Raw genomic sequence first — 24,684 nt, 5'->3', positions numbered from 1 at the left:
CCTTCAGAGCTCCCTCGTCATGAACACGTTGTACGGGTCGAACCGGTAGTCCGCGAACGGCTCGCAGTAGTCGAACCCGAACTTCTCGTACAGCTTCCGGGCGGGCAGGAAGAACTCGCTCGCGCCGGTCTCGAGGCTCAACCGGGTGAATCCCATGCTCCTGGCCTCGGTGATGATGTGTTCCAGCAGCAGGGACGCGGCTCCGCTCCGCTTGCGCGCCGGCGCGGTGCGCATCGACTTCACCTCGGCGTGGCCCGCGTCCAGCCGCTTGATCGCACCGCAGCCCACCAGGCTGTCACCGTCCATCACCGACCAGAACGTGATCTCGGGCCGGCGAAGCTCATCCAGGTCGAGGGCGTGCTTGCTCTTCAGGGGCGTGACGGCTCGCATCTCCTGGACATGCTCGTCGAGAAATTCCGCGATCTCCGGACCGGAGAGGTCGTCGACGACGATCTTCATCTGCTCGCCTTTCTTCGGGGCCTCGGCCTCACGGGTGCCACGTCCCATGATCACGCTCATCGACACCGAAGTCACCGGATTAAACCGGCGGAACGGCCGGCCCGGGGACGAGTCCCGGACGGCACCGGCGGCCGTGACCGCCGGTGCCGTCGACACTCAGAAGACCCACAGCCCGAAGCCCCAGCAGATGAGGGCGTTCCCGGTCGCCATGGTGAAGTCGTCGGTGCCGCGCGGCGAGAAGAGTTCGAGAACGGTGTTGGACACGGCGAGGGCGAGTGCCAGGAGCAGCCAGGGCCCGGCGAGGCCGTGGGCCAGCACGACGCCGCCGGAGAACAGGAGCGCGCTGACGAAGGTGGCCCAGGTGCCCGCCACCGACTTGCGGTTGACCTCGCCCAGGCCCCACACCTTGAGCTTCTGCTTGCCGTAGATGGACCCGATGATCTCCGACATCGAGTCGCTGACGATGTAGGAACCCCAGATGAGGATGAAGAGGACCGGGAAGACATCCTGCGGGAAGACCGCTCCAAGCTGGGTGCCGATGGGAAGCATGATGAACTTGAACAGGCTCCACAGCAGGCTGACCAGGAGCAGGTTGGCGCGGGAGAGAACGCCGTCCATGATGCGCGCCTGGGCCCCGTAGTGCACCCGGGCCAGGAACCCGTTCGAGTAGTAGAGCGCGAGGGACACCCAGCTGAAGATCATCGCGTCGAACAGGTGGTCTTCTATGGGCTGTGCCGGATTCCCGCCGGGATCCAGCAGCATCCCCATGTAGACGAACGCGAAGCCGGTGGCGGCGATCAGGGCGGTGCGTCCCCGCCGGCCGATCATGTCGGCGATCCGTATCCGGCGCTCCGGGTAACGAGCGAGCAGCGAGTCGAGATCGTACGGCTCCTGCATGCGGGACCTGAAGCTGAGCCGCCTGTCCTCCTTCGTCATGCCGACGAACGAACGCAGGAGCCAGATCTTCACGCCGTACCAGATCCACCCCCACAGGACGGTGAAGAACAGGAACGAGAAGACGATGCGGGACACCACCTCCGCGTTGACCTCGTACTGGTCCCGCCTGAAGAATCCGGTGCCTCCACCCCCGCTCAGCAGCATGGAGAGCCACAGGATCGTCAGAACGACCGTGTAGGCGAACGTCACGCGGAAAACACGATCGGCGGTGCGCCGGCGCGACGCGAACGTGAGGTCCGCGGCGATCGGCGTCACGGTCGCGGACCCTCCGCCAGGCCGTTCGGGATCCTTCGTGACGCCCTTACCGCCGATGTTCGGATGTTCCACGCGACCTCCAGTCAGCTGCCGAGCCGTGCCGCTCACGTTCGGATTTCCCTGGTCCGCGCCCGACTCCCGGCGTCGGTCGGCGTCAGCGCTCACCTGGCGTCACGTTCCTTCTGCGCGGCCACCACCTGGGCAAGGTAGCCGGAACGGACTAAGGAAATTCACAGACCGTCAAGGCCGTGGCCCGATCCCGATCGGCTCGATTCTCAGAGTCACGATCGAGCGCGGGGCACCGACCTCACGGTCTTTCACAGGGGTGCACCGGCGACCGTGTCCCCGTACCGCGTCGGGAATGTCGAAGCCCAAGGTCAACCTGCCCGGATTCCGGCAAGTCCACCGGACACGCGCCCCGATCGCCCGCCACCGCCGGCGAGGCGACCCCTTACCACATGATTTACAGATGTAGTACTGGAAGCTTACAGGTTCCCAAGATCTCAGCCGAGCGGTGATTATCTTCGGGAACCTTCTTCCCCTCGAAAGAACCTGACATGAGGGGCGAAACGATGAAAGGAACAGTTGCCGCACGCATCTGCCGATCAGGACAGCGGAAATGGCGACCGCCGCGATTGTCGCGGCATCTTGACCGAGATTTCGAATAAAGGAGTGATGCGGGTGTCGGTTCGTGGAATCTTCAAGCGTCTCGGCGTCGGGGTCGGGGTCGCGGCACTCGTGCTGGGGATGCAGGGTCCGGCGTCAGCGTCGGCGTCCGCCGCCGGGGAACTGCAGTGGTGCCGTGCCGCCGGAACTCATTGCACCTCCGCGGCGGTGCAGGCCCACGCGGAACACTGGATCTGGTACGAGATCATCGCGCCCCCGTTCTGCGGCACCGACTTCACGGTTTACGACGCGGCGAACGGCGCAACCGTCGGAAAAGGATATGTCGGCACTGGAAACAAGCGCTCAGGCCGAATATTCGGACTGTACGGCTTCTACAAGGTGAGGGTTTACAACACCTGCTTCGACGCCTACGGCGGTATCGCGAACCGTTGATCCGCCATAAATGACGCGCGGCTGTTCAGCTTGTCGAACTCCAGTGTGAACAGCGTCACCGATGATCCGCGGGAAGGCGTCCGGCCACGCCCGGGATACGGAGAACAGGAAGAGGTGCAGTGATGCCCAAGCGTCTCAACGTGGCCAGAGCAATGGTCGTGCTCGGTGTGGCCGCCATGACCATCACATCGACCGGGGTGGCGCACGCGGCCACCAGCAGCATGAACGTCTACCACGCGGCCGGCAATGTGGCGGGCATGGTCTGGTTCAACTCCGGCACGTCGAACATGGCGAAAGGCCGGAACTCCTTCACGGTGAGAGACGGCCTCTGCGAAGACGGCTGGACGGTGTACGCCATGTACAAGAAGGGCTCATCGAACTGGCGCTACACGAACGGGGCGTCGTGCAACGGAGGGACCACAGAATTCAGCGTGTCCATCTCCGACGACGTGAGCAGGCAGAAGTTCACCTGGAAAGGCTGCAAGCAGTCCGAGAACGACCTCAGGAACGAGTGCGAGGACTCCGTCACCGACTACTTGGACTGACGCGGGCCGAGTTTCCCCCGCAGCCCGCCCGCCTCCGCCGAGCGTGGCCATCGGAGACCGCGGCATCACCGCGGACGGCCGCCCGAGGTCACGCGCTCGCGGATGGCGAGCGTGACGGTCGGCTTGGATGAGCCGGTCATCGGTCCTGACGTACGGTGCGGTCAGAGGGGTGTCGAGGTCGTCGGTCATACATCGATCCTCGGCACCCTTCCGCTTCCGCTTCCGTGCCGCCGGGCTCTTCTCGTCACGAGGGTGTCGAGGAAGAAGGCGTGGACGGCGCCGTCCCATGCCACGTGCGCCGCATGCTGGAAGCCGGAGAACCACGCGAGGCGTTCGAGGCCCGGGGAGGACGTGCTCAGGAAAGATCGACGGTGAGACCGGAAGTGGCGACGCCGATCTCGCCGTCGTATTCGGCCTCGGCGGCGGCTCGCGCGGCTGTGGCGTCCGTACCCGGCTGCAGGTGGGTCAGCAACAGGTGCCGGGCGTCGGCCTGCCTGGCCTGCCGGCCTGCCTGGCGGGCGCTCGACAGGTTGCGCCGCGAATTTTCCGGGACCCGGTCGGCGTAGGTGGCCTCGGCCAGGAACAGGTCGGCGCCGCGCGCCAGCTCCACCACCTCGGGGCTCGGGCCGGTGTCGCCGGTGTACGCGAGTACCCGCCCGCCCGCCGTCAGCCGTACGCCGGCATTGGGCACCGAGTGCGGCAGCAGACGGGTCTGCGCGCGGAACGGGCCGATGTCGATCCGGTCGCCGACGGTGAACTCGCGCGGGACATGGGCATCGGTCAGCATCTCCGGGGGGTCCAGCGCGAGCACCGCGTCCACGGCGCCGGGCAGTGAGTACACCGGCAAGGGAGCCGGCGGATCGTCACGGAACGCGCGCGCCCGCAACAGCGGGTTCAAATCGGCGCAGTGGTCGGGATGTCCGTGACTGACGAACACCGCGTCGACCTGATCGGCGGTGACCCGTTCCAGCAGCCGCGGCACCGTCGCGTATCCGGGGTCGACGAGGAGCCTGAACCCGTCGTGCTCCACGAGATAACCGCTGCAGGCCTGGCCCGCTCCCGGCCATGCACCGCATCCGCCAAGCACTGTCAGCAGCATTCATGAACCCTAACGGCCGGAGCAGGAAGACGCAGAATGCTGAGCCGATGCTTCGAAGCGGAGGTGTCGGAGGTTCTCCCGGCCAGAGCTCACAAGGAGGCTTTTCATTCTGACGGCCTGGTGCGGCAGGCCCGCGGAGAACAGTACCCCCGTGAAACCTGCGGGAGCGTGCAGCGAAGTGATCCACCGTCCGCTTGCCGACTCGCGGGAGCTGCAGACGACGGATCCTGCTCACCTCGATCCGGGAACGACTCCGCCCAGATAGGTGGACTCCCCCAGCAGTTGCGGCGTCATCGTGATCCCGGTGAGGCACTCGGCCATGAGGAACGCCGGCCCTTTGTGGGGGGCTGCGATCGAGTAGACGGGCCAACCGCCGATAAACCATCAGCCAGGCCAGCGCCCGCTCCACCACCCACCGCCGAGGATGCATCCGAAAACCCTGCTGACCGGCAGGTTTGGCGACGATGTGCACGACGATGCACGTCCACGATCTGGCGGGTCACTCCTTGATCTTCCCGGCGTACGAAGTGCCGGTAGACGGTCTGTCAGGGCGGGAAGTCAGCGGTAGTTGCCGCCAGGAGCAGCCGGTACGCACGTACATGATCGCGTCCACGACCTCACGCCGCGCGTGCTTGTCCGGGCGGCCATCCCAGTGCGGGACGGGAAGCAGCGGCTCGATCAGCGCCCACTTCTTATCGGTCAGATCAGAGGGGTAAAAAGCGGTCTCGTGTCATGCCTCACCCATACCCACCTGGCAAAACACCCCAATGATCACCTCTCAAACACGCGCTGAGGTCTTGTGGTGTCATCCCTGTCTCCCATACGGGAAATGCACCCTCGCCCCCAAGGTGACCAAGCCCTACCGGAATTTCAGTGACTTGAAGGCGCGCACCTGGTCGGTGATGGCGCGTTCCGTCGGCAGGCGTTCGACCGACGACGCGCCGAAGAAGCCGACCACGCCCTCGGTGCGGGCCAGCACGTGTGCGGCGTCCTCCGGTTCGGCGATGGGGCCGCCGTGGCAGAGGACGAGGATGTCGGGACGGACGGCCACGGCGGCGTCGCGCATCGCCTGGACCCGTTCGACCGCCTCGTCCAGGGAGAGCGCGGTGCCCGCACCGATGCCGCCCTTGGTGGTGAGGCCGACGTGCGGGACGAGGACGTCGGCGCCCGCCTCGGCCATGGCCCGCGCCTGGTCCGGGTCGAAGACGTAGGGAGCGGTGACCAGGTCGCGCTCGCGCGCCAGCCCGATCATCTCGACCTCCAGGTCGTAGCCCATCCCGGTCTCCTCCAGGTTCTGCCGGAAGACTCCGTCGTACAGGCCGACGGTCGGGAAGTTCTGCACCCCGGCGAAGCCCATGGCCGCGAGCTGGTCGAGGAACCTGGGCATCAGCCGGAACGGGTCGGTGCCGCACACCCCGGCGAGCACCGGGGTGTCCCTGACGACGGGAAGCACCTCGGCGGCCATCTCCACGACGATCTGGTTGGCGTCGCCGTACGGCAGCAGCCCGGCGAGCGAGCCCCGGCCCGCCATCCGGTAGCGGCCCGAGTTGTAGATGATGATCAGGTCGACGCCGCCCTCCTCGGCGCACTTGGCCGACAGCCCGGTGCCGGCGCCCGCGCCGATGATCGGCCGGTCCGCGGCGACGGTACGGCGCAGCCTGGCGAGGACGTCGTCGCGGTTCACCCGGCCCCTCCGGTGACGACGCCTTCGCGGGTCACACCGTCCGTACCGCTCATACCGCTCATACTGTGGCCCTCGCGGCGATCATCAGGTGTAGCCGGTCGGCCATGGCGCGGCCGAAGGCGGGGTCGTTGACGTGCAGGTTCAGGTCCTCGACCTCGACGGCCGAGCCTCGCAGCCCCTCGGCCAGGGCCTCGAAGCAGGACGCGTCGGCCTTGGGGTCGTGGAAGGGCGCCCCCTCGGCGTCGAGGGCGGAGACGCCGCCGCGCGGGACGAACAACACGGCCGGGCCGGTGGCCGCGCCCAGCTTGGCGGCCATCCGGCGGCCGAGCTCGCCCATCTCCTCGGCCGTGGTGCGCATCAGGGTCACGGTCGGGTTGTGGACGTACAGCAGGCGGTCGCCGAAGGGCTCGGGGACGGTGTCGCGGGGACCGAAGTTGACCATGTCCAGCGCGCCGGGGGCGACCACCTGGGGCACCCCGCGCGCTCCGGCCGCGGTCAGCCGGTCGGGGCCGGCCGACAGGACGCCGCCGACCAGGTCGTCGGCGAGCTCGGTGGTGGTGAGGTCGAGCACGCCGGAGATCAGGCCGCTCCGGACCAGCGACTCCAGGGCCCGCCCGCCGGATCCGGTGGCGTGGAAGACCAGCACCTCGTAACCGAGCTCGTCCAGCCGTTCCCTGGCGGCGTCGACCGCCGGCGTGGTCGCGCCGAACATCGACGCGGCCACGAGCGGGCGGTCGTCCTCGACGACCGGGGACGGGATGCTCACCATGCCGGCCATGGCCGCCGCGGCGTTGCCGAGGACGCGCGCGGAGACGCGGTTGATCCCGGCGAGGTCGACGACGCTGTACATCAGCGTGACGTCCTTGGTCCCCACGTAGGGGGACACGTCGCCGGAGGCCATGGTCGAGACGATGAGCTTGGGCAGGCCGATCGGCAGGTCCCTGACGGCCCGCGCCGCGATCGAGGACCCGCCGCTGCCGCCCACGGCGAGCACGCCGTCGAGACGGCCCTGGGCGTACAGCTCGGCGAGGACTGCGGCGGCGCCTTCGCCCATCGCCGTGACGGCCGCCCCCCGGTCACCGGCCGCTCGCAGCGCCGCGACGTCGGCCCCGGCCGCCAGCGCGACCCGGTCGTTGGCGACGTCGGCGGGCACCCGCGCCTCGCCGATGCCCGCGTCGACCAGGACGACGTCACAGTCGAGGGCGAGCAACCGGTCGTGGAGCCAGGCGTACTCCCACCCCTTGGTGTCCAGCGTTCCCACCAGGCCTATCGTCGGCATCTCGCGCCACGCCTCTCTGTTCGCAGACCTTTTCGCCGTTGTCTCTTGCTCGCCGTCGTCTTCGGTTCGCCGTCGTCCCTGTGCCGCGCCGTCTCGCCGCCGTACCGGTCAGAGGGCGGCGGAGAAGGTTCCGTAGTAGCCGCCCAGCTCCTGGCGGTAGACGCTCTGCCGGTACGTCGCCGGGTCGTACTCCGGAGCGTCCTGGATCTCCTGCTTGGTCCGCGAGATGTACATCTTGCGCTCGTCCCGGTCGATCCTGATCACCGTGCTGGCCGGGAGCACGACCTTCTTGCCCGAGAGCCACGAGCCGACGTCGGCCACGACGTAGCTGTCGTCGGTCACGTTGCTCTCCTCCTCCACCAGGCCGACCTTGCCGTCGACGGCCTCCACGTCGAAGCCGATGACGCTCATCGTCTCGTCGGGACCGTAAACGCCCTCGCGATAGCTCCACAGTCCTTCACTCGTCATGTGCGGGCTCTCCTCATCACGATGTGTGTGACCCCCCGCCTACCCGTGGCGGCCGAGGTAAACGGTGCATCGGATGGCCTTCTCGCGCCAGGAGGCGGGCCGTGCCGCGGACGAGAAAAACATCCGGAGGATCTTCGTTCGCGCCGAAGGGTCAAGGGGGGCCGGGAAGGCCCGGGTGATGCCAGGGCGCCGGTGGAGGTCGGAGTTCGCGTCGCCGGGCATGGCGATGCCGGCTCCGGGCGGGGGTGTTACGACAAGGCGATCCGAAGTTCGGGTTGTGAGACGGTCGTGACCGCTGCTCCGCAGCGGTCACGACCACCTGGACAGGCCGGTTGTGGGCATGTGCGCCGCGCTCGTCACCACGACGCTCATCACCATGGCGCTTGTCACCCGGCGCCACCGCAGCGGCGAGGGCGGGTTTCAGATCCGGGCCGCACCGATCTTCGTCAGCCACTGGTCGCAGTTCTTGCACGCGGAGCGGGCCTGCCACTTTCCAGCGGTGGCGTTCCAGGTCTGAGCATGGAAGTAGAGCATGCCCTTGGGAATCTTGGCCATCTCGGCGATGCCGGTGCTGTTGAGGTACTTGTTCATCGCGGCGACTTCCGCGCACGCGGTGATCGGCCAATCCTCCACCTGGATCACACCGGTCAAGACCGTCTCCATGAGCGAGTTCTTCTTCGAGGCGAGGACATATTCTCCGCTCGTCCCCGACCAGGTCTTTCCCGTCCCGGCGTAGCTGACGACGGCGATCACCGTGCCGGCTTTTTTGCCCGAACCCGCGCCGTACTTCCCGGTCAGGTGCCGCGCCTCTGTCAGCGCTGCGGAGGCGAACGAGAGCTTGTCCTTGCTTTCCTTGTCCTGAACCTTCAGCGCCTCCAACTGGACCGCATAGGTCATGAAGGCGACCCAGCTGCCCGTGTCTTTTTCCACCAGCCACGTGATGAATTCCTCGCGAGCCTTGCTCTCGGCCTTGCCGGAGTAGGAAATGGCGTACTCCAGGCTTTTCAGCTTCGTTTCGATCGCATTGAAAGGGTCTCGTTTACTGGCCAGGTCGGGCACGCGATCCTTGATATAGGTCTGGAGGATGACTCGAGTGGCAAAGCTCCACTTCGAGAAATCCTTTTTCGGCACCTGGTCGGCGAAGGTGGGTGTGCTCGCCTGCTCGGACATGGGGGTCCTTTCGGTCGATGTGAGCCGAATAACTGTCTGCCTCAATCGCCCCCGATAGGCGTTACGCGCCGGCATGGCCGCCCGAATCGACGGTCCGGTTTCCCGCAAGTATCCGAGGGGGCAATGAACGATCGATTGCCGCTCGATTGGCGGCTGTTTCGATGTGCTCCAGGCGGTCGAGAACCTGTTCCATCTCCTTCGGGCGCCGGGCCGTTTGCCGACGACACCGCCGCCGCTGTCGGCGAAGACGGCGACGTCGCACACGGCGCTGTCAGATTTGGCCGGTCCCGCGCAGGTGACCTTGAAGTCCAGAATGGCCGATGAGATCCGGACCCGCCCCCGGTAATCGAGATGAGGCCGATTCTCGTACGAACACGAATGCACCTCTCAGCGATGAAGCCGGCCTTCCCCGGTGTTCCGCCCGGTATTCTGGTCCGCCTCCCCCTGACGCTTCGCCCGGCGCTCCTCCTGCGTGGAAAGGCCTCCGCGTGGAGGCGGGCCGGACTGCGTGGAGAGGCCGCCGCGTGGAGGCGGGCCGGACGCCCGTCCCGCGATGCACTTGGTCCGGGCGAGACCACTAGAATGCAATTCTAGGATTGGCCGATCTCCCGGCCCCGACCGCGAGGAGCCCACGTGCACGACGTCTCACCGGACCTCCGGGAACTCGGGGCCGTCTTCGACCACACCGCCGTCGCGGCACCCAAGATCAGGGACCTCCTGCCGATCTATCACGACCTGCTGGGCGGGACCTTCCGCAGCGGCGGCGACAACCAGCTCGGCGGCTACCGGGCCCTGCAGCTCACCTACCCGGGCGGCAGCAAGATCGAGCTGATGGAGCCCCTTGAGGGTTCCACCTTTTTCGACAGCTTCTTCGAGCTGACGCGCGGCCGGGGCGGCGTGCACCACCTCAACTTCCACGTGGACGACATCGACCTCGCGGTCTCTCTGCTCACCGACCGCGGCTACCGCCTGCACGGCCTCAACCTGGGCGACCCGAGGTGGCGCGAGGTGTTCCTGCACCCCAAGGAGGCCCAGGGCGTGCTGGTCCAGCTCGCGCAGCCCGGCCCGCGCGACTCCGTACCGGTCCCCTCCCTCGACGAGGTGCTGGCCGGACGCGGGTTCCGCGGCAACGGGATTCCCAGCCCCTCCTGACCACGGCACGTCATCGGGCGGGGCGGGGTTCCGGAGGCTTTCAGCGGGAGGGGCGGATGACACGCAAGCCAGGCGCCTGGGAGTGGAGTCGCACGGCGCAGACCCGTACGAGCATGCTCGGTGCCGCCAGGGAGGTCTTCACCGAGCACGGTTTCGCCGACGCCGGGGTGGCCGACGTCGTCGAGCGGGCGGGCCTGAGCATCGGCAGCCTCTACCACCACTTCGGCGGCAAGACCGAGCTGTTCCTCGCGCTGTGGGAGAAGCACCAGGCCGAGCACGAGGAGAACGCGGCCTCCGCGGTGTCGAAGGCCCGCCGGTCGGGCACCCTCGACCCGCTGGAGCTGTTCGTCGTGGGCGCCCGCGCCTTCCTCGAAGGGTCGTGGGAGCGGCGGGACCTGGCCAGGCTGTTCATGGACGGGGGCGGGCCTCCGGGGTTCGAGCTGATGCGCCGCACGCGCGGTCGCGAGTGGGTACGGCAGAACGGTGTCCTGCTCGGCGCGGGCGCCACCTCCCTCGACCGCCTGACGGTCGCCGTCCTGACGTCGGTCATCGGCGAGGCGGGCCGCGAGGTGGCGACCTGCGACAGCGAGGAGGAAGCGGAGCGGATCATCGAGGCGGCGATCGAGCTGATCCGCCGCCTCGACCCGCTGCGCGCCCCCTCGGCACCGCTACCGGCTCCCGCTCCGGCTCGGGAATCCGGGTCCGAGCCGCCGGGCTGAAGTCCTCCGAAGCCCTCCGAAGCCCTCCGGCGGCCGGGAAGGGGCAGGCCGGTCCGGGCACCGGGGCGGGTCCGGGCGTGGTCAGTCCGGAGGCGCGAGCAGACTGCCGACGACGTCGCGAAGCGGGCCGACCAGATCGTCGGAGGTCGCGTCACGCAAGGGCTGCAACCCGACGGCCGACCGTACGACGGCGACGCCGACGCCGAGCGCGACCACGAGTTGCGCCCTCAGCAGGCTTTCCTCGTCGGCCGGCTCCCGCCGCGCGCCCGAGGCTTCGAGCACCTGCCGGCTGAAGTCCTGAAGGGCCTGCCTGCGCAGGCTGTCCACCCGCTCGTCGCCGGAGACGCGCAACAACATCAGCACCGGGTGCTCGCCGAACTCCGGCCAGGCATCGGCCGACAGCTGGCGGCTGAGTGCCTCCGCGAGCGCGGCACCGTCTCGGGGAAACCCGTCCCCACCTCCCGGGAAGCGGGGGGTGGACGCCAGCGCCGCTTTGAACAGCCCCTCCTTCGAGTCGAAGTACCGCTTGATGAGCGCGAGGTTGACCCCGACGTCGGCGGCGACGTCCCGGAGCGTCGTGCGGTCGTACCCGAGACGGGTGAAACGGTCGTGGGCGGCCCGCAGGAGCGCTTGGCGGGTCGCCGCCGCGTCCCGCCGCCGGGGACCCGAGGCGGGCTGCCCCGAGGCAGGCGGGTCGGCGTCGCCCGAAGGGGGCGCGAGACCTGCGGTCGCAGGCTGTCCCGCGACGGACGGGCCGGCGTCACCCGAAGGCGCCGCGGAGCCCGCGCCCGGCCGGCGTCCGGCAGACCGTCCGGCGAGCCGTCCGGCGATGGGCGGATCGGCGTCGCCGTCCGCGGGCCCGCCGGTTCCTCTCGTCGCCACCGGCGACCTCCTCCGCACGTCGTCCCGCACGAAACCCCGGCGCGCCGTCGCGGCACGGCTCGGACGACGGAGCGCCGGGGCTAAGTAATCACTAGTTGACATACCCCTGGAACATGGTTACGTTACCAAGTAATCAGCTGATGACTTATTTTCCGCAGCACAGAGGCCCGCAGTACAGAGGCCACACGAAAGGATGACGGTGGCCGAGCACGCCCTCCTCGTCATGGATGTCCAGCGCGTCGTCGTCGACCGCTACCCCGATCCCGCCTACCTGCCGCGCCTGCGCGAGGCGATCGGCGCCGCCCGGGCGGGTGGCCTTCCGGTGGTCTACGTGGTCGTCGGGTTCCGCCCCGGATACCCGGAGGTCAGCACCCGCAACAAGATGTTCGGCCCGCTCGCGCACGCCAGGGGGGCGGGCGGCGACGACGAGGCCACCCGGATCCATCCGGACGTGGCGCCGGAACCCGGCGACATCGTCGTCACCAAGCGCCGCGTCAGCGGCTTCTCCGGCAGCGACCTCGACGTGGTGCTGCGGGCCGGCGGCATCGACCACCTCGTCCTCACCGGCATCGCCACGGGCGGCGTCGTGCTGTCCACCCTGCGCCAGGCCGCCGACCTGGACTTCGGCCTCACCGTCCTGGCCGACGGGTGCCTCGACGACGACCCGGAGGTGCACCGGGTCCTCACGGAGAAGGTCTTCCCCCAGCAGGCGGAGGTCACGACCGTGGCCGGCTGGGTGGCGGCCCGCTGACCGCGCGCCCGTGCCCGGCACGGGCACGACGCCTCGCCTGACGGGGCGTCGCCCGAACCGGACGGCGAGACGACCGGACGGCAGACGGCCGGACGACGAGACGCCGAACATCGACACGACCCAACGTCGACACGACCGGACACCGGCACGACGAGCGGGACAGCCGGGCACGCGGCCCCTGAAGGTCCCTGAAGGTCCCTGAAGGTCCCTGAAGGTGCCGGGCGCCCCCGGGATTCGACGTGCCCGTGTCCTACGGCCGCACCTCGATGACGTCGACGCCGATCAGGTCGGCGACCGCGCGCAGGTCGGCGATCCGGTGGCCGGTGCCCAGGGCCCAGTGGTGGGAGATCCCGGTCGCGCTCCACGCGTCGGTCCACTCCCCCGGGTCGCACCCGAAGTCCACCCGCGAGGTGGTGTTGCCGATCCGCAGCAGCGGCCCCTCCACCGTGGTCCCCTCCGAGACCACGAACGCGAACGTCCCGTCGCGCCGCTGCAGCAGTCCCAGCACGGTCACCGGGCCGTGCGCCACGTCGAACTCCACCGACACGCCCCAGCCGCGCTTGCCGTGGTAGACGCCCAGCCCGCGCAGCAGCGGGCGCCGGGCACTGATCGCCAGGTGGGCCGGGCCGTCGTGCCCCATCTCCACGTGGCCGCGGGTGAAGTCGAGCGCCTGCAGCTCGGTGAACGACCCGCCCGCGCCCAGCCGGTCCATGACCAGCATCGCCAGCGAGGTGCGCAGCTCGTACTCGCCCACCGTGGGAACGCCCCGGGCGGTCAGCAGGGACGACCCCAGGATCATCCCGGCGCCCAGCCGCTCGTGGATCTCCCCCTCCAGGCCCCGGTGGTAGTAGGCCATGCTGTCGAGGGCGAAGTCGTCCACCAGCCGGTCCAGGCCGACCGACACTCGCGCCGCCCAGGCGAAGTCGTCGTCCTTGACCGACCCGTCCAGCTCGAAGACCTCCCGCGCCAGCTCGACGCGCTCCCTCACCTGCGCGTCGGTGACCTTCTCCACCCGCACGCGCAGGTCGTCGAACTCCAGGACCTCCACGTGCCCGCCCAAGTTCACCGGCACCAGGGTCAGATCGGTGGCCACGTCCAGCATTCCCGGGTACAGGTGGCCCATCAGGCCGTGCCTGCCCCGGCGCAGCGCCGCGCGTACCCCGGCCGCCCGCACCCACCGGCCGATCCTGGCCCAGGCCCGCTCGTCCTCCAGGTAGCCCGACACCGACCGGAAGGGGATGCCGGCCCGCAGGAAGGTGTTGGCCATCTCCGGCAGCGGGCAGGCGCCGCAGTAGGCGAGCCACTGGCCGGTGTCGAAGCTCGCGTGGTCCATCGACTCGGTCGGCTGCAGGTTGATCAGCAGCACCGGCGCCCCGCTGCGCTGCGCCACCGGCAGCAACATGGTCGCGGTCATGTACGTGGTGAGGAAGCCGACGATGACGTCGCAACCGGCCTCGCGCAGCCGCTCCGCCGCGACCGCGCCCTCCTGCGCGTCGGAGACGAACCCCACGTCGACAACGTCGCAGCCCAGCTCCCGCATCCGCTCGGCGACGCGCTCCGAGGAGCGCCGCAGCTGCGGCAGCAGGTCGGGGAACTGCGGCCAGTAGGCTCCCAGCCCCCCGGCCACGAGTCCCACCTTCGTGCGCGGGGCGGTCACCCGGTCAAGCGCGGCGGTCACGGCGTTCTCCTCTCACACGGCGCCGGCGCGGGCACCGAGCGCGTAGACATCGGGCGCGCGGGCATCGAGCCCACGGGCGCCGAGCTCACAGGCATCGAGCTCACAGGCGCCGAACGCCCGGGCCCCGAACGCCCGGGCGCCGGACACGCGGGCATCAGGCGCCCCAGCCCGCCTGGGCGCCGCCGACCCGGTCAGCGGCGATCTTCTCGAAGTAGCCCGACCTGGCGTACGCCGCCATCGGGTCGGGGTCCAGTCCCAGATCGGTGCGCACCTCGGCCAGCAGGGGCCGCACGTCGGTGTTGTAGGCGTCCATCACGACCGCGTTGGCCCCGAGCACGTCCCCGGCCGACTGGGCGGCGGCCAGCGCCTCGCGGTCGACCAGCAGCGCCTTGGCCGTGGCCTCCTGCACGTTCATCACCGACCGGATCTGCCCGGCGATCTTCGGCTCGATGTTGTGGCACTGGTCCAGCATGAACGCCACGTCCTCGGTGAACCCGCCCCCGCCGATCACCTCGACCATGATGCGGAACAGCTGGAACGGGTCCGCCGCTCCGGCCATCAGGTCGTCGTCGGCGTAGAAGCGGGAGTTGAAGTCGAAGCCGCCCAGCTTGCCCTCGCGCAGCAGGAACGCCACGATGAACTCGATGTTGGTGCCCGGCGCGTGGTGGCCGGTGTCGACCACCACCTGCGCCTTGGGACCGAGCTTCAGGCAGTGCGCGTACGCCGTCCCCCAGTCGGGCACGTCGGTGGCGTAGAACGCGGGCTCGAACAGCTTGTACTCCAGCAGGAAGCGCTGGTTCTCGCCCAGCCGCTCGTACACCCGGCCCAGCGCCTCGGCCAGGCGGTCCTGGCGGGCGCGGATGTCGTCCTGGCCGGGGTAGTTGATCCCGTCGGAGAACCACAGCTTCAGCGTGCCGGAACCGGTGGCGTCCATGATGTCCACGCAGTCCAGCAGGTGCGCCAGGGCCTTGGCACGCACCCGCGCGTCCGGGTGGGTCACGCTGCCCAGCATGTAGTCGTCGTCCTGGAAGACGTTGGAGTTGATCGCCCCGATCCGTACCCCCAGATCCGACGCGTGCGCGGCCAGCGCGGCGTAGTCGTCGACCCGGTCCCACGGGATGTGCAGCGCCACCTGCGGCGCGACCCCGGTGAACGCGTGCACCTGGGCGGCGTCGGCCAGCTTCTCGAACGGGTCCCTCGGCACCCCCCGCTGCGCGAACACCTTGAACCGCGTGCCCGAGTTGCCGTACGCCCATGACGGGGTCTCGATGACCTGCGCCCGCAGCGAATCCTTGATCATGAATCGGTCCCCGATCACTTGAGGTGGAAGACTTCTTCGAGCGAGACCATGCCCTCGTCGGGGCGGCCGTCGAGACTCTCGAAGAACGGTGCCATCTCGGCCTGCCACCGGGCGTTGACCTCGGTCGCGGCCATGGCCTCGCGGGCGGCCTCGAAGTCCTCGGTCTCCAGATAGCCGACCAGCAACCCGTCCTCCCGCAGGAAGAGCGAGTAGTTGTGCCAGCCGGTGGCGCTCAGGGCGTCGAGCATCTCCGGCCACACGGCGCGGTGACGCTCGCGGTACTCCGCCAGGCGCTCCGGCCGTACCTTCAGCAGGAAGCAGACACGCTGCACGGGATGGCCTTTCTCGGGCGCGGCCCGCCCCCTCCCGGGCACGGGCCGCGCCGACGGCGTCAGAAGTCGAACTGGTCGATGTTGGAGGCGTCGAAGGTGAACGGCGGGCCGAGGATGATCTCCCCGTCCTTGCCGATCGTCCGCTCGCCGAGCTTGCCCGCCTTCAGGACCTCGCCCTCGGCGCCGGTGATCTGCCCGGAGGCCAGCGCCGCCGCCGCGTACGAGGCCAGGTAGCCCAGGTCCTTGGGGTTCCACAGCGCGAACTTCTCGACCGTCTTGTCCTTGATGAACTGGCGCATCTGGTTGGGGGTGCCCAGCCCGGTCAGGACGACCTCGCCCTTGTACTTGGAACCGGAGATGTAGCGCGCCGCCGCCGAGATGCCCACCGTGGTCGGCGAGATGATCCCCTTCAGGTCCGGGTACGCCTGCAGCAGGCCCTGGGTCTCCTGGAAGGACTTCTGGTCGTCGTCGTCACCGTAGGCGACCTTGACCAGCTTCATGTCCTTGTACTCGGGCTTGCCGAGCTCGTCCTTCATGAACTCGATCCAGGTGTTCTGGTTGGTCGCGTTCGCCGTCGCCGACAGGATCGCGATCTCGCCCTTGGCGCCGATCAGGTCCGACAGCAGCTTCACCTGGCTGCGGCCGATCTCCTCGGAGTTGGCCTGGTTGATGAACAGGTCGCGGCATTCCTTGGAGGCGTCGGAGTCGTAGGAGACGATCTTCGTCCCCTTCGCCCGCGCCTGCTGCAACGGCCCGCACACCGCGTTGGCGTCGTTGGCCGCGATCAGGATCGCGTCGTGCCCCTGCTGGGTGAGCGTGTTGATGTACGACACCTGCGAGGAGGCGGACGCGTCGGAGGGGCCGACCTCCTTGGCCTCGGCCTTGAACTCCGCGGCCGCCTCGATACCCGCCTTGTCCACGATCGTCTCGTACGGGTTGTTGATCTGTTTCGGCAGGAAGGCGATCTTCAACCCTTCCTTGATCGGCGCGTTCGGATCGGCCTTCGCCGGGGCGGAGGACGCGGGGGCCGCCGGGGCCGCGGAACTCGCCGAGTCCTTGGTGGTGCCACCACCGCAGGCCGCGAGCGCGATCGACAGCAGACCGGCCACCATCGCGGCGGGAACGGACCTTCGCGAAACAGTGAACATAAGCGCTTCCTCAGGAAGTGGGGGGTGGTCGGACTCCTACGAAAAAACGATTTAACCGGTTGAGCTGGACAGTAGAACCAAGCTTCGGTAGGTGTCAATGGCACATGAACGTGCCGTTTCCTTAGCGTTACACGACCTCCGCCTCCAGCGGCCCGGCCCCGCGGGGAAACCCGCCGGGTCCACGGCCGGGCGGCCGGGCCGTCATCCGTTGCCACGTTTTAACCATCTCGGCACCCGGTTGGACCTGGCACGGCCGGGAACTCCCCGTTCTCGGCCCGCTCCCCAGACCGCTCCGGAAGCGGGAGCGAGGAGGCCGGGAGCCGGTCCGGGAGCCGGGCTGGGAGCGGGGGCCCGGAGACCTACGAGCCGGTCAGCCCGCCGACCCGCCGACCCGTCGGTCCGTCGGTCCGTCGGTCCGTCGGTCCGTCGGTCCGTCGGTCCGTCGGCCGGTTGATCGGCCGCTGCCCCCTGGCGGATGCACGCGGATGCACGCAGACAGGCACGGACAGGCGCGAACGGGCACGAACCGGCCTCGCCGGCGAGGGCCGACGGCCCCCCGGCGCGTGAGGGGACAACACGGCGGGACGCGGACGGCCTCCCTGTCATCTCGCTCCGGGAATCCAGGGACCCGGAAAGCCTCCCGCCAATCAGGCTGGTGAATTGCGGAAATTGCAGCCCTTTGTCGCCGTATCGGAAATCCATCCGAGCGCCACGGCCCCGCGCAGGACACACGTGTGCGCACTATGACGCAGACGGCCCCCCGAATGGTCGCTTACATAAAGGCGTTCGCAGTTCACAGATCCGAGAGGCATCACCATCATGTCGCGTAAGCGTCGCAACATCACCGCTCTGGCCCTGACGCTGGCCGGGCTCGCCACCACCGCCGTCCTCGCGTCCCCCGCCCACGCGGCCGGGGCCACCGTCACGGTGGGCTCGTTCGGGAACATGTCCGTCGTGGGCACGACCGGGAACGACAGCATCGACATCAACCCGTTCAACGGCAAGGTCAACGTGACCTCCAGCCTGCACTCGGTGACCGCGGGCGCCGGATGCGTCCAGCAGGGTCCCAACACGGCCTCCTGTTCCGGGGTCTCGACCATCACGGTCAACGTCAGGCCCGGCGAGGACACCGTGCGCAACAACACCTCCCTGTTCGCCGAGATCTTCGGCTCGGCCGGCATCGACCGCCTCTCCGGCGGGTCCGGCCGCGACATCCTCGTCGGCGGCAGCGGCAACGACGTCCTGAACGGCAACGGCGGCAACGACACCACCGACGGCGGACCGGACTCCGACACCTGCACCGGGGAGACCGAGGTCAACTGCGAGCTGTAGCGGAGTTCACCTGGCCGCACGGGAGCGGGCCAGGCCAGAGAGCACGTGACGGCACCGCGGGGGCGGTGCCGCCAGGTGGCCCGGTAACAGGCCCCCCGCGACCCGGACACGTCCGGGTCGCGGGGGGCCGCTGTTCTTCCGATACTTTTCCGGGCATGACGATCGCCCGTTCACTGCTGTTGTTCGCGCTGGCGGCCGTCGCCGAGATCGGCGGCGCCTGGTTGGTCTGGCAGGGGGTCCGCGAGCAGCGGGGACTGTTGTGGATCGCCGCCGGGGTCGTCGCTCTTGGGGCGTACGGGTTCGTCGCCGCGTTCCAGCCGGACGCGAACTTCGGCCGGGTCCTGGCGGCCTACGGCGGGGTGTTCATCGCCGGGTCGCTGCTGTGGGGGGTGCTGGCCGACGGCTTCCGTCCCGACCGGTGGGACCTGATCGGCGCGGGCGTGTGCCTGGCGGGGGTCGCTCTGATCATGTACGCCCCGCGCGGGTGAACCGGGAGCGGCCGTCGCGAAGAGGCCGTCGCGAAGAGGCCGTCGCGAAGAGGCCGTCGCGAAAGGGCCGGGGAAAGGCCCTGTGACCAAGCCGTCAGGAACCGGAGGAAAGCCCGCGCGACCGGACTGGGAGAGAAAGGCGAAACCTCAGATAGTTTCATCCATCATTTCTGATATATCCCCCATGTCAGGAAAGAGTTTCTGGTTACCCTTGGACCGTGCCCGTCTACGTGGCCGTGGATCTCGGACCTGAGAGCGGCCGGGTATTGACCGGCGAATTCGATGGTGAGCGGCTCGTGGTGCGGGAGGCGCACCGCTTCGCCAACCGGCCCGTCCGCGTTCTCGACGGCCTGTACTGGGACGTGCTGGGGCTGCTCACCCAGGCTCGTGGGGGCATCGCGCTGGCCGCCTCCCGGGGCCGCCTCACCAGCGTGGGCGTGACCGCCTGGGGCGGCGACTTCGCGCTCCTCGACCGGGCAGGGCGGCTGCTGGCCAACCCCCGCCACCACCTCGACCCCTACACCTCCGGCCTGGCGGGCCTCGTCTCCTGGCAGGACCACTACGAGCTGACCGGCGTCCGCCCCGGCCCCGGCACCACGGCCTGCCAGCTGCTGGCGCACGCCGGGTCACCGCTCCTGGACGCGGCCGACCACCTGGTGATGATCCCGGACCTGTTCACGCTATGGCTGAGCGGCGAGATGCTCGCCGAGCGGACGATCGCGAGCACCAGCCAGCTGCTGGACGCCAGGACCGGCCGGTGGGCGGACAGCATCGTCACCCGCCTGGGCCTGCCCCGCCACCTGTTCGCCCACCGGCTCACCGAGCCCGGCACGGTCGCCGGTCCGCTGCGCGGCGGGAGCGGCGAGGACGGCAGGGACGGCGGGAACGGCCGCAGGAGCAGGAACGGGAAGGGCCCCGGCGCGACCGTGGTCGTCGCGGTGGCCGGCCACGACGCCGCCTCCGCGGCCGCGGCGCTTCCCGTCTCCTCCGGCTCGGTCGGCTACGTCTCCTGCGGCCCCCGCTCGCTGGCGGGGCTGGAGCTCGACGCGCCGGTCACGAGCCGGGCGGCCAGGCTGGCGGGCTTCACCAACGAGGGCGGCGTCATGGGGACCGTGCGTTTCACCCGCGCCCTCAACGGCCTGCAGCTGCTCCAGGAGTGCCGCAGGGCCTGGGGGGTGCGCACCTCGTACGCGGACCTGGTCGCCGAGGCCGCCGCGGCGCCCGCGTTCGGCCCGCTGATCGACCCCGGCCACCCGTGGTTCCTCGAACCGGGTGACGTGCCCGCCAGGATCGCGGCCTACTGCCGGTCGACCGGCCAGGTGCCGCCCGCCGATCGCGCGCAAACCGTGCGCTGTGTCCTGGAGAGCCTCGCGTGCTCCTACCGGTGGGCCCTGGAGCAGGCCGAGTTCCTCAGCGACCGGCGGGTGGAGGCGGTGCATCTCGTGGGGGGCGGGGCCGCCAGCGACACGCTCTGCGGGCTCGTCGCCGACTTCGCCGGGCGGCCGGTGCTCGCGGGCCCCGTGGAGGCGACCGCGGTGGGGAACCTGCTGGTCCAGGCGATGGCCGACGGCCGCCTCGGCTCCCTCACCGAGCTGCGCGAGGTGGTCCGCCGCTCGTTCAGGACCCGGCCGTTCCCGCCCGGCGTCCAGCGGGAGCGGTACGAGATCGCCTACTCCCGCTACCGGCGGCTGATCGGCATCGACGGGTTCTGGAACGGCGCGGAGCCCGGGCCGGACACCGGCCCCCGGACCCGCCCGGCCCGTCACGCGGCGTCAGCACCCCCGACGCCCCCGGCGATCTCAGCCGTCTCAGCCGTCTCAGTGGGACTCGCGGGCGACCCCGTCGCCGCTGGAGCCGACGAGGAAGTCGAGGTCGGCACCCCGGTGGGCCTGCATCACATGGTCGACGTAGAGGCGTTCCCAGCCCCGTGACGGCGCGGCGAAGGCCGTCCGCATGGCCTCCGAGGGATGGCGCCTGGCCAGGTCCTCCGGCGGGATGTCGAGGTCCAGGCGCCTGGCCTCGACGTCCAGGATGATCGGGTCACCGGTCTGCACCAGGCTGAGCGGCCCGCCCGCCGCGGCCTCGGGCGCCACGTGCAGGACCACCGTGCCGTACGCCGTGCCGCTCATCCGGCCGTCGCAGATCCGCACCATGTCGCGCACCCCGCGCTCCAGGAGCTTGGCCGGCAGGGGCATGTTGGCGACCTCCGGCATCCCCGGGTAGCCCTTGGGGCCGCACCCGCGCAGCACGAGCACCGAGGAGGCGTCCACGTCGAGATCGGGGTCGTCGATCCGCGCGTGCATGTCCTCGACGCTGTCGAAGACCAGGGCCCGGCCCCGGTGGCGCATCAGGTCGTGCGAGGCCGCGGCGGGCTTGATGACGGCCCCGGAGGGGGCCAGGTCGCCGTACAGGACGGCGATGCCCGCGGCCTCCTGCAGCGGCTGGTCGCGCGGGCGGATGACGGTGTCGTCCCAGATCCGCGCGTCGTCCAGGTGGTCGGCCAGCGGCTTGCCGGTCACCGTCAGCGCGTCCGGGTCCAGCAGGTCGCGCACCTCGCGCAGCACGGCCAGCAGGCCGCCCGCGCGGTGGAAGTCCTCCATCAGGTGGCGGCCCGCCGGTTGCAGGTCGACCAGGAGCGGCACCCCGGCGCCGGTACGGTCGAAGTCGTCGAGGGAGAGCTCGACGCCGAGGCGGCCCGCGATGGCCAGCAGGTGCACCACCGCGTTGGTGGACCCGCCGACGGCGGCCAGCGCCACGATCGCGTTGAGGAAGGAGCCCCTGGTCAGCAGGGTGCTGGGGCGCAGGTCCCGCTCGACGAGCTCGACGGCGAGCCGCCCGGTCTCGTGGGCGCCCTCCAGCAGGCGGCTGTCGGGGGCCGGGGTGCCCGCCATGCCGGGGATGGTGGTGCCGAGCGCCTCGGCGACGCAGGCCATGGTGGAGGCGGTGCCCATGGTGTTGCAGTGGCCCCTGCTGCGGATCATCGACGACTCCGAGCGCATGAACGCCTGCTCGGTGAGGGTGCCCGCGCGGACCTCCTCGCTGAGCCGCCACACGTCCGTGCCGCAGCCCAGTTGCACGCCGCGGAAGGTGCCGGTGAGCATGGGCCCGCCGGGGACCACCACCGCGGGCAGGTCGACCGAGGCCGCGGCCATCAGCAGGGACGGGATGGTCTTGTCACAGCCGCCCAGCAGCACCACGCCGTCGATCGGGTTGGCCCGCAGCATCTCCTCGGTCGCCATCGCGGCCATGTTGCGCCACAGCATCGCGGTGGGCCTGACCAGCGTCTCGCCCAGCGAGACGACCGGCAGGTTCATCGGGACGCCACCGGCTTCCCAGATGCCCCTCTTGACACTCTCGGCCACCTCGTCGAGGTGGGTGTTGCACGGGGTGAGGTCGGAGGCGGTGTTGGCGATCGCGATGTGCGGGCGGCCGTCGAAGGCGTGCGAGGGCAGTCCGCGCCGCATCCAGGCCCGGTGGATGTAGGCGTTGCGGTCGGTTCCCGCGTACCACTGCGAACTGCGCCGGTCCGCCGTCACGTTCTCAGTCCCATTTGCCGAACGGTAGTCTACGGAGCCCGATTCTTGTACCTCCGGCTTTACCCGGCGGCGCCGTCTGGAAGGTTCCACCCGTGAGAGCGTTCGTCGTGACCGGGCCCCGCCGCTTCGCCGTGCTGGACGTCGAGCCGCCGGTTCCCGGCCCCGGGCAGGTCGTGGTCGACGTGGAGCGGGCCGGGGTGTGCGGCACCGACATGGAGTTCTTCAGCGGCGAGATGGCCTACCTGGAGGAGGCGGACAACGCCCGCTACCCCATGCGGCTCGGCCACGAGTGGTGCGGGACGGTCTCGGCCGTCGGCGAGGGCGTCGACGGCGGCTGGATCGGCACCCGCGTCACCGGCGACACCATGCTCGGCTGCGGCAGGTGCCGCCGCTGCCTGGGCGGACTGCAGCACGTGTGCGAGGACCGCTTCGAGATCGGCATCCGGGGCGGGTGGCCCGGCGCCCTGGCCGAGAGGCTTCCCGTGCCGGTCACGGCGCTGCACGTCCTGCCGGACACGGTCGACGCGGTGGCCGGCGCCATGATCGAGCCGGGCGGCAACGCGCTGCGCGCCGTCGAGGCCGCGGCCCTGGCCCCCGGTGACCGGCTGCTGGTGATGGGGCCGGGGACGATCGGCCTGCTCGCCGCCCGGTTCGCCCTGGCCCACGGGGCGGAGGTCCACGTCCTGGGCCTGTCGGAGCCGTCGCTGGAGTTCGCCCGCACCCTCGGGGTGTACGGGGCCTGGACCTCGGACAGGCTTCCCGATCTCCCGTTCGACGCCGTCATCGACGCCTCCACCGCCCCCGGCCTGCCCTCCCTGGCCGCCGACCTGGTGGAGCCGGGCAAGCGGGTGGTCTACATCGGCCTGGCGCCGACCCCCAGCGCCGTCGACACCCGCGTGCTGGTGCTCAAGGACGTCACGGCCGTCGGCATCCTGAGCGCCTCGCCCGGCCTGGCGGGGGCGATCGAACACTACGCCTCGGGCGCGGTGGACCCCCGGCCGCTGGTGGCGGCCGTCGTCGGGCTCGACGAGGTGGGCGAGATCCTCGCCGGCTCCCGCCCGGCGGGAGCCGGCCCCGGCCCCAAGATCCACGTGGACCCCCGGACCTGACCGACCGGCCTTCACGGAACTCTCCAGAACTCTCCAGAACCCTCCAGGACTTCCCGGAACCTTCCGGAACGCGGCAGGAAAGCGGGCTCCCGATCGGCGCCGCCCCGGCTCATCGTGCCGGCGGCCCCGACGCCGCGGCAGCGCCGGGCATCGGGCGTCGAATCAGGCTCAGGGGTCGTATCACGTTCAACATGGCCATGAATGTAAGGCACACCTTCCATTAAGTCAGGGACACTTGACTGTATGGAAGGGCCGCTTTACCTTCGTGTCATGGCGAATCAGCAAGATCACGTGACGCGCGCGGCCCGCCGCGCGGCCCTCATCGACGGCCTGCCCGTGGCCGCCCTGGGCCCTGTGGCCCTGGCGCTGGGCAGTGATCCCGACCAGAGCACCGCTCAGAAGGCCTGGTGGATCGCGGCTACCGCCGTGTTCGCGCTCGCCGTGGCCTGGGTCCTGCTGCGGGCGTTCCGGCGCGCGGACGAGTACCTGCGCAAGATCCAGCTGGAAAGCATGGCCGTCGCCTTCGCGGCGGTCCTCGTGGCACTGCAGGTGGCCACCGTGCTCGACGCCACGGGCGTCATCCGGCTCCACCAGCTCACGCAGCTGATCCTCATCGGCGGGGTGGCGGTCTGGCTCATGATCGCCGACCTGCGCATCCGCCTGCACCGATGAAGGCGCCGTCCCCATGAAGAACCGACTGCGCGAACTGCGAGCGGCCCGCCGGTGGAGCCAGGCCGCCCTGGCCGACCGGTGCCAGGTCTCCCGGCAGGCCATCAACGCCATCGAGACCGAGCGGTACGACCCCAGCCTGCCCCTGGCGTTCACCATCGCCGACGTCTTCGGCCTGACCATCGAGGAGATCTTCCTGCCCGACCGGGCGGACACGACGAACGACCCGGCCCGGCCCTGAACGCCTCGGGCCGGTTTCCTGCCGGTCGGCGCCGGCAGATCAAGGCACGGCGGAGCTCATCCCGTCAGGCGCCCCTGGGGCACGCTCAGACCCCGGGGGCCCTCCCCCTCGAGCCTTCGGTATGAAGGTCGAAGCGCGGGTACGCATTCCGGTGGCAAGGAGGCTGTTCACCAGCCTGGTCCTGCCACTCCCAGGATGACCAGGGCACTTCCTGCCCGTGGGCGGCCGGCGGACACTTCGATTGTGGCCGGGGGCCCTGCCGCCGGCCCGCGTGACCGTGTCGCGGCGGGACCGGCGGCGGGGAACGGCCGTGGCGAGCGGGTGACGACCGGCTCCGGGGCTTCGCACGGCCGATCCTCGTCACGAGACCAC

At 70.0% G+C, this 24,684-nt stretch carries 25 protein-coding genes; 11 read left to right on the top strand and 14 right to left on the bottom strand.

Translation table 11 applies throughout. From position 1 onward, the window contains the following. Nucleotides 1-3: 3 nt before the first annotated feature. Together AC5L38_RS29165 and AC5L38_RS29160 are read right to left on the bottom strand one after the other, a co-directional pair. The gene (locus tag AC5L38_RS29165; protein WP_495246031.1) at nt 4-507 is read right to left on the bottom strand and encodes a GNAT family N-acetyltransferase; all 504 of its coding nucleotides are present in this window, start codon (nt 505-507) and stop codon (nt 4-6) included. Between the two features lie 108 nt (nt 508-615). Beyond that, complete coding sequence (locus AC5L38_RS29160; RefSeq protein ID WP_495246030.1) at nt 616-1,605, bottom strand: hypothetical protein; 990 nt, start codon at nt 1,603-1,605, stop codon at nt 616-618. A 651-nt stretch (nt 1,606-2,256) separates the two neighbouring features. On the opposite strand from AC5L38_RS29160, the gene AC5L38_RS29155 reads away from it, so the two are divergent. Continuing rightward, nucleotides 2,257-2,730 carry a hypothetical protein gene (locus AC5L38_RS29155; protein ID WP_495246029.1) on the top strand — a complete coding sequence of 158 codons (474 nt, stop codon included), beginning with the start codon at nt 2,257-2,259 and terminating at the stop codon, nt 2,728-2,730. Nucleotides 2,731-2,852: 122 nt separating this feature from the next. Next, a complete protein-coding gene (locus AC5L38_RS29150) occupies nt 2,853-3,275 on the top strand; it encodes a hypothetical protein (protein ID WP_495246028.1) in 423 nt (140 codons plus the stop codon). 355 nt (nt 3,276-3,630) lie between these two features. On the opposite strand, the gene AC5L38_RS29145 is transcribed toward AC5L38_RS29150, so the two are convergent. The 6 genes from AC5L38_RS29145 to AC5L38_RS29120 all read right to left on the bottom strand — a co-directional run bounded on the left by AC5L38_RS29145 (nt 3,631) and on the right by AC5L38_RS29120 (nt 8,975). Next, nucleotides 3,631-4,374, bottom strand: coding sequence for an MBL fold metallo-hydrolase (locus AC5L38_RS29145; protein WP_495246027.1), 744 nt, complete (start codon nt 4,372-4,374; stop codon nt 3,631-3,633). A 499-nt stretch (nt 4,375-4,873) separates the two neighbouring features. After that, nucleotides 4,874-5,077: a transposase gene (locus AC5L38_RS29140; protein WP_495246183.1), complete on the bottom strand. Its 204-nt coding sequence runs from the start codon at nt 5,075-5,077 to the stop codon at nt 4,874-4,876. Between the two features lie 156 nt (nt 5,078-5,233). Further along, nucleotides 5,234-6,058, bottom strand: coding sequence for a phosphoenolpyruvate hydrolase family protein (locus tag AC5L38_RS29135; protein WP_495246026.1), 825 nt, complete (start codon nt 6,056-6,058; stop codon nt 5,234-5,236). Nucleotides 6,059-6,116: 58 nt separating this feature from the next. Then, nucleotides 6,117-7,337 carry a Tm-1-like ATP-binding domain-containing protein gene (locus AC5L38_RS29130; RefSeq protein WP_495246025.1) on the bottom strand — a complete coding sequence of 407 codons (1,221 nt, stop codon included), beginning with the start codon at nt 7,335-7,337 and terminating at the stop codon, nt 6,117-6,119. A 108-nt stretch (nt 7,338-7,445) separates the two neighbouring features. Beyond that, nucleotides 7,446-7,805: a PRC-barrel domain containing protein gene (locus tag AC5L38_RS29125; protein ID WP_495246024.1), complete on the bottom strand. Its 360-nt coding sequence runs from the start codon at nt 7,803-7,805 to the stop codon at nt 7,446-7,448. A gap of 420 nt (nt 7,806-8,225) precedes the next feature. Then, a complete protein-coding gene (locus AC5L38_RS29120; protein WP_495246023.1) occupies nt 8,226-8,975 on the bottom strand; it encodes a hypothetical protein in 750 nt (249 codons plus the stop codon). A 633-nt stretch (nt 8,976-9,608) separates the two neighbouring features. Here AC5L38_RS29120 and AC5L38_RS29115 point away from each other — a divergent pair. Together AC5L38_RS29115 and AC5L38_RS29110 are read left to right on the top strand one after the other, a co-directional pair. Continuing rightward, nucleotides 9,609-10,127 carry a VOC family protein gene (locus AC5L38_RS29115; protein WP_495246022.1) on the top strand — a complete coding sequence of 173 codons (519 nt, stop codon included), beginning with the start codon at nt 9,609-9,611 and terminating at the stop codon, nt 10,125-10,127. A 56-nt stretch (nt 10,128-10,183) separates the two neighbouring features. Further along, on the top strand, nt 10,184-10,846 hold the full coding sequence (locus AC5L38_RS29110) for a TetR/AcrR family transcriptional regulator (RefSeq protein ID WP_495246021.1): 663 nt from the start codon (nt 10,184-10,186) through the stop codon (nt 10,844-10,846). A gap of 81 nt (nt 10,847-10,927) precedes the next feature. Here the strand turns inward: AC5L38_RS29110 and AC5L38_RS29105 are convergent, their stop codons facing one another. Further along, entirely contained in the window at nt 10,928-11,728 is an 801-nt protein-coding gene (locus AC5L38_RS29105; RefSeq protein WP_495246020.1) for a TetR/AcrR family transcriptional regulator, read from the bottom strand. Between the two features lie 199 nt (nt 11,729-11,927). Between AC5L38_RS29105 and AC5L38_RS29100 the strand changes: the two genes are divergently transcribed. Beyond that, entirely contained in the window at nt 11,928-12,479 is a 552-nt protein-coding gene (locus tag AC5L38_RS29100) for a cysteine hydrolase family protein (protein WP_495246019.1), read from the top strand. Nucleotides 12,480-12,729: 250 nt separating this feature from the next. Here AC5L38_RS29100 and AC5L38_RS29095 read toward each other — a convergent pair whose 3' ends face one another. The 4 genes from AC5L38_RS29095 to rhaS all read right to left on the bottom strand — a co-directional run bounded on the left by AC5L38_RS29095 (nt 12,730) and on the right by rhaS (nt 16,937). After that, nucleotides 12,730-14,157, bottom strand: a complete 1,428-nt coding sequence (locus tag AC5L38_RS29095) for an arabinose isomerase (RefSeq protein WP_495246018.1) — start codon at nt 14,155-14,157, stop codon at nt 12,730-12,732. A 154-nt stretch (nt 14,158-14,311) separates the two neighbouring features. Beyond that, nucleotides 14,312-15,457, bottom strand: coding sequence for an L-rhamnose isomerase (gene rhaI / locus AC5L38_RS29090; RefSeq protein WP_495246017.1), 1,146 nt, complete (start codon nt 15,455-15,457; stop codon nt 14,312-14,314). Between the two features lie 14 nt (nt 15,458-15,471). Beyond that, nucleotides 15,472-15,789 (bottom strand): L-rhamnose mutarotase, encoded by a 318-nt coding sequence (locus tag AC5L38_RS29085; RefSeq protein WP_344745984.1) that lies wholly within the window; start codon nt 15,787-15,789, stop codon nt 15,472-15,474. A gap of 59 nt (nt 15,790-15,848) precedes the next feature. Further along, nucleotides 15,849-16,937, bottom strand: a complete 1,089-nt coding sequence (rhaS, locus tag AC5L38_RS29080; RefSeq protein WP_495246016.1) for a rhamnose ABC transporter substrate-binding protein — start codon at nt 16,935-16,937, stop codon at nt 15,849-15,851. Between the two features lie 819 nt (nt 16,938-17,756). Here rhaS and AC5L38_RS29075 point away from each other — a divergent pair. From AC5L38_RS29075 to AC5L38_RS29065, 3 genes are all read left to right on the top strand, one after another. Next, a complete protein-coding gene (locus AC5L38_RS29075) occupies nt 17,757-18,269 on the top strand; it encodes a calcium-binding protein (protein WP_495246015.1) in 513 nt (170 codons plus the stop codon). A gap of 155 nt (nt 18,270-18,424) precedes the next feature. Further along, nucleotides 18,425-18,757, top strand: coding sequence for a YnfA family protein (locus tag AC5L38_RS29070; RefSeq protein WP_389911768.1), 333 nt, complete (start codon nt 18,425-18,427; stop codon nt 18,755-18,757). A gap of 218 nt (nt 18,758-18,975) precedes the next feature. After that, complete coding sequence (locus AC5L38_RS29065; RefSeq protein ID WP_495246014.1) at nt 18,976-20,688, top strand: rhamnulokinase; 1,713 nt, start codon at nt 18,976-18,978, stop codon at nt 20,686-20,688. Here AC5L38_RS29065 and AC5L38_RS29060 read toward each other — a convergent pair. Continuing rightward, complete coding sequence (locus tag AC5L38_RS29060; protein ID WP_495246013.1) at nt 20,575-22,293, bottom strand: IlvD/Edd family dehydratase; 1,719 nt, start codon at nt 22,291-22,293, stop codon at nt 20,575-20,577. The genes AC5L38_RS29065 and AC5L38_RS29060 overlap by 114 nt on opposite strands. 92 nt (nt 22,294-22,385) lie before the next feature. Between AC5L38_RS29060 and AC5L38_RS29055 the strand changes: the two genes are divergently transcribed. The 3 genes from AC5L38_RS29055 to AC5L38_RS29045 all read left to right on the top strand — a co-directional run bounded on the left by AC5L38_RS29055 (nt 22,386) and on the right by AC5L38_RS29045 (nt 24,312). Further along, on the top strand, nt 22,386-23,402 hold the full coding sequence (locus AC5L38_RS29055) for a zinc-dependent alcohol dehydrogenase (protein ID WP_495246012.1): 1,017 nt from the start codon (nt 22,386-22,388) through the stop codon (nt 23,400-23,402). 270 nt (nt 23,403-23,672) lie between these two features. Next, nucleotides 23,673-24,074: a hypothetical protein gene (locus AC5L38_RS29050; RefSeq protein ID WP_495246011.1), complete on the top strand. Its 402-nt coding sequence runs from the start codon at nt 23,673-23,675 to the stop codon at nt 24,072-24,074. A gap of 13 nt (nt 24,075-24,087) precedes the next feature. Continuing rightward, complete coding sequence (locus tag AC5L38_RS29045) at nt 24,088-24,312, top strand: helix-turn-helix transcriptional regulator (RefSeq protein WP_495246010.1); 225 nt, start codon at nt 24,088-24,090, stop codon at nt 24,310-24,312. The last annotated feature ends 372 nt before the right edge of the window (nt 24,313-24,684 follow it).

The sequence above is a fragment of the Streptosporangium nanhuense genome (assembly GCF_059358815.1).
The sequence above is the reverse complement of the archived record's forward strand: the minus strand, read 5'-3'. Positions and strand labels throughout refer to the sequence as shown.

Coding starts and splice junctions, on each gene's coding strand:
- AC5L38_RS29165 (WP_495246031.1), bottom strand. CDS start 507: ATGGGACGTGGCACCCGTGAGGCCGAGGCCCCGAAGAAAGGCGAGCAG.
- AC5L38_RS29150 (WP_495246028.1), top strand. CDS start 2,853: ATGCCCAAGCGTCTCAACGTGGCCAGAGCAATGGTCGTGCTCGGTGTG.
- AC5L38_RS29145 (WP_495246027.1), bottom strand. CDS start 4,374: ATGCTGCTGACAGTGCTTGGCGGATGCGGTGCATGGCCGGGAGCGGGC.
- AC5L38_RS29130 (WP_495246025.1), bottom strand. CDS start 7,337: ATGCCGACGATAGGCCTGGTGGGAACGCTGGACACCAAGGGGTGGGAG.
- AC5L38_RS29125 (WP_495246024.1), bottom strand. CDS start 7,805: ATGACGAGTGAAGGACTGTGGAGCTATCGCGAGGGCGTTTACGGTCCC.
- AC5L38_RS29120 (WP_495246023.1), bottom strand. CDS start 8,975: ATGTCCGAGCAGGCGAGCACACCCACCTTCGCCGACCAGGTGCCGAAA.
- AC5L38_RS29110 (WP_495246021.1), top strand. CDS start 10,184: ATGACACGCAAGCCAGGCGCCTGGGAGTGGAGTCGCACGGCGCAGACC.
- rhaI (WP_495246017.1), bottom strand. CDS start 15,457: ATGATCAAGGATTCGCTGCGGGCGCAGGTCATCGAGACCCCGTCATGG.
- rhaS (WP_495246016.1), bottom strand. CDS start 16,937: ATGTTCACTGTTTCGCGAAGGTCCGTTCCCGCCGCGATGGTGGCCGGT.
- AC5L38_RS29075 (WP_495246015.1), top strand. CDS start 17,757: ATGTCGCGTAAGCGTCGCAACATCACCGCTCTGGCCCTGACGCTGGCC.
- AC5L38_RS29070 (WP_389911768.1), top strand. CDS start 18,425: ATGACGATCGCCCGTTCACTGCTGTTGTTCGCGCTGGCGGCCGTCGCC.
- AC5L38_RS29050 (WP_495246011.1), top strand. CDS start 23,673: ATGGCGAATCAGCAAGATCACGTGACGCGCGCGGCCCGCCGCGCGGCC.
- AC5L38_RS29045 (WP_495246010.1), top strand. CDS start 24,088: ATGAAGAACCGACTGCGCGAACTGCGAGCGGCCCGCCGGTGGAGCCAG.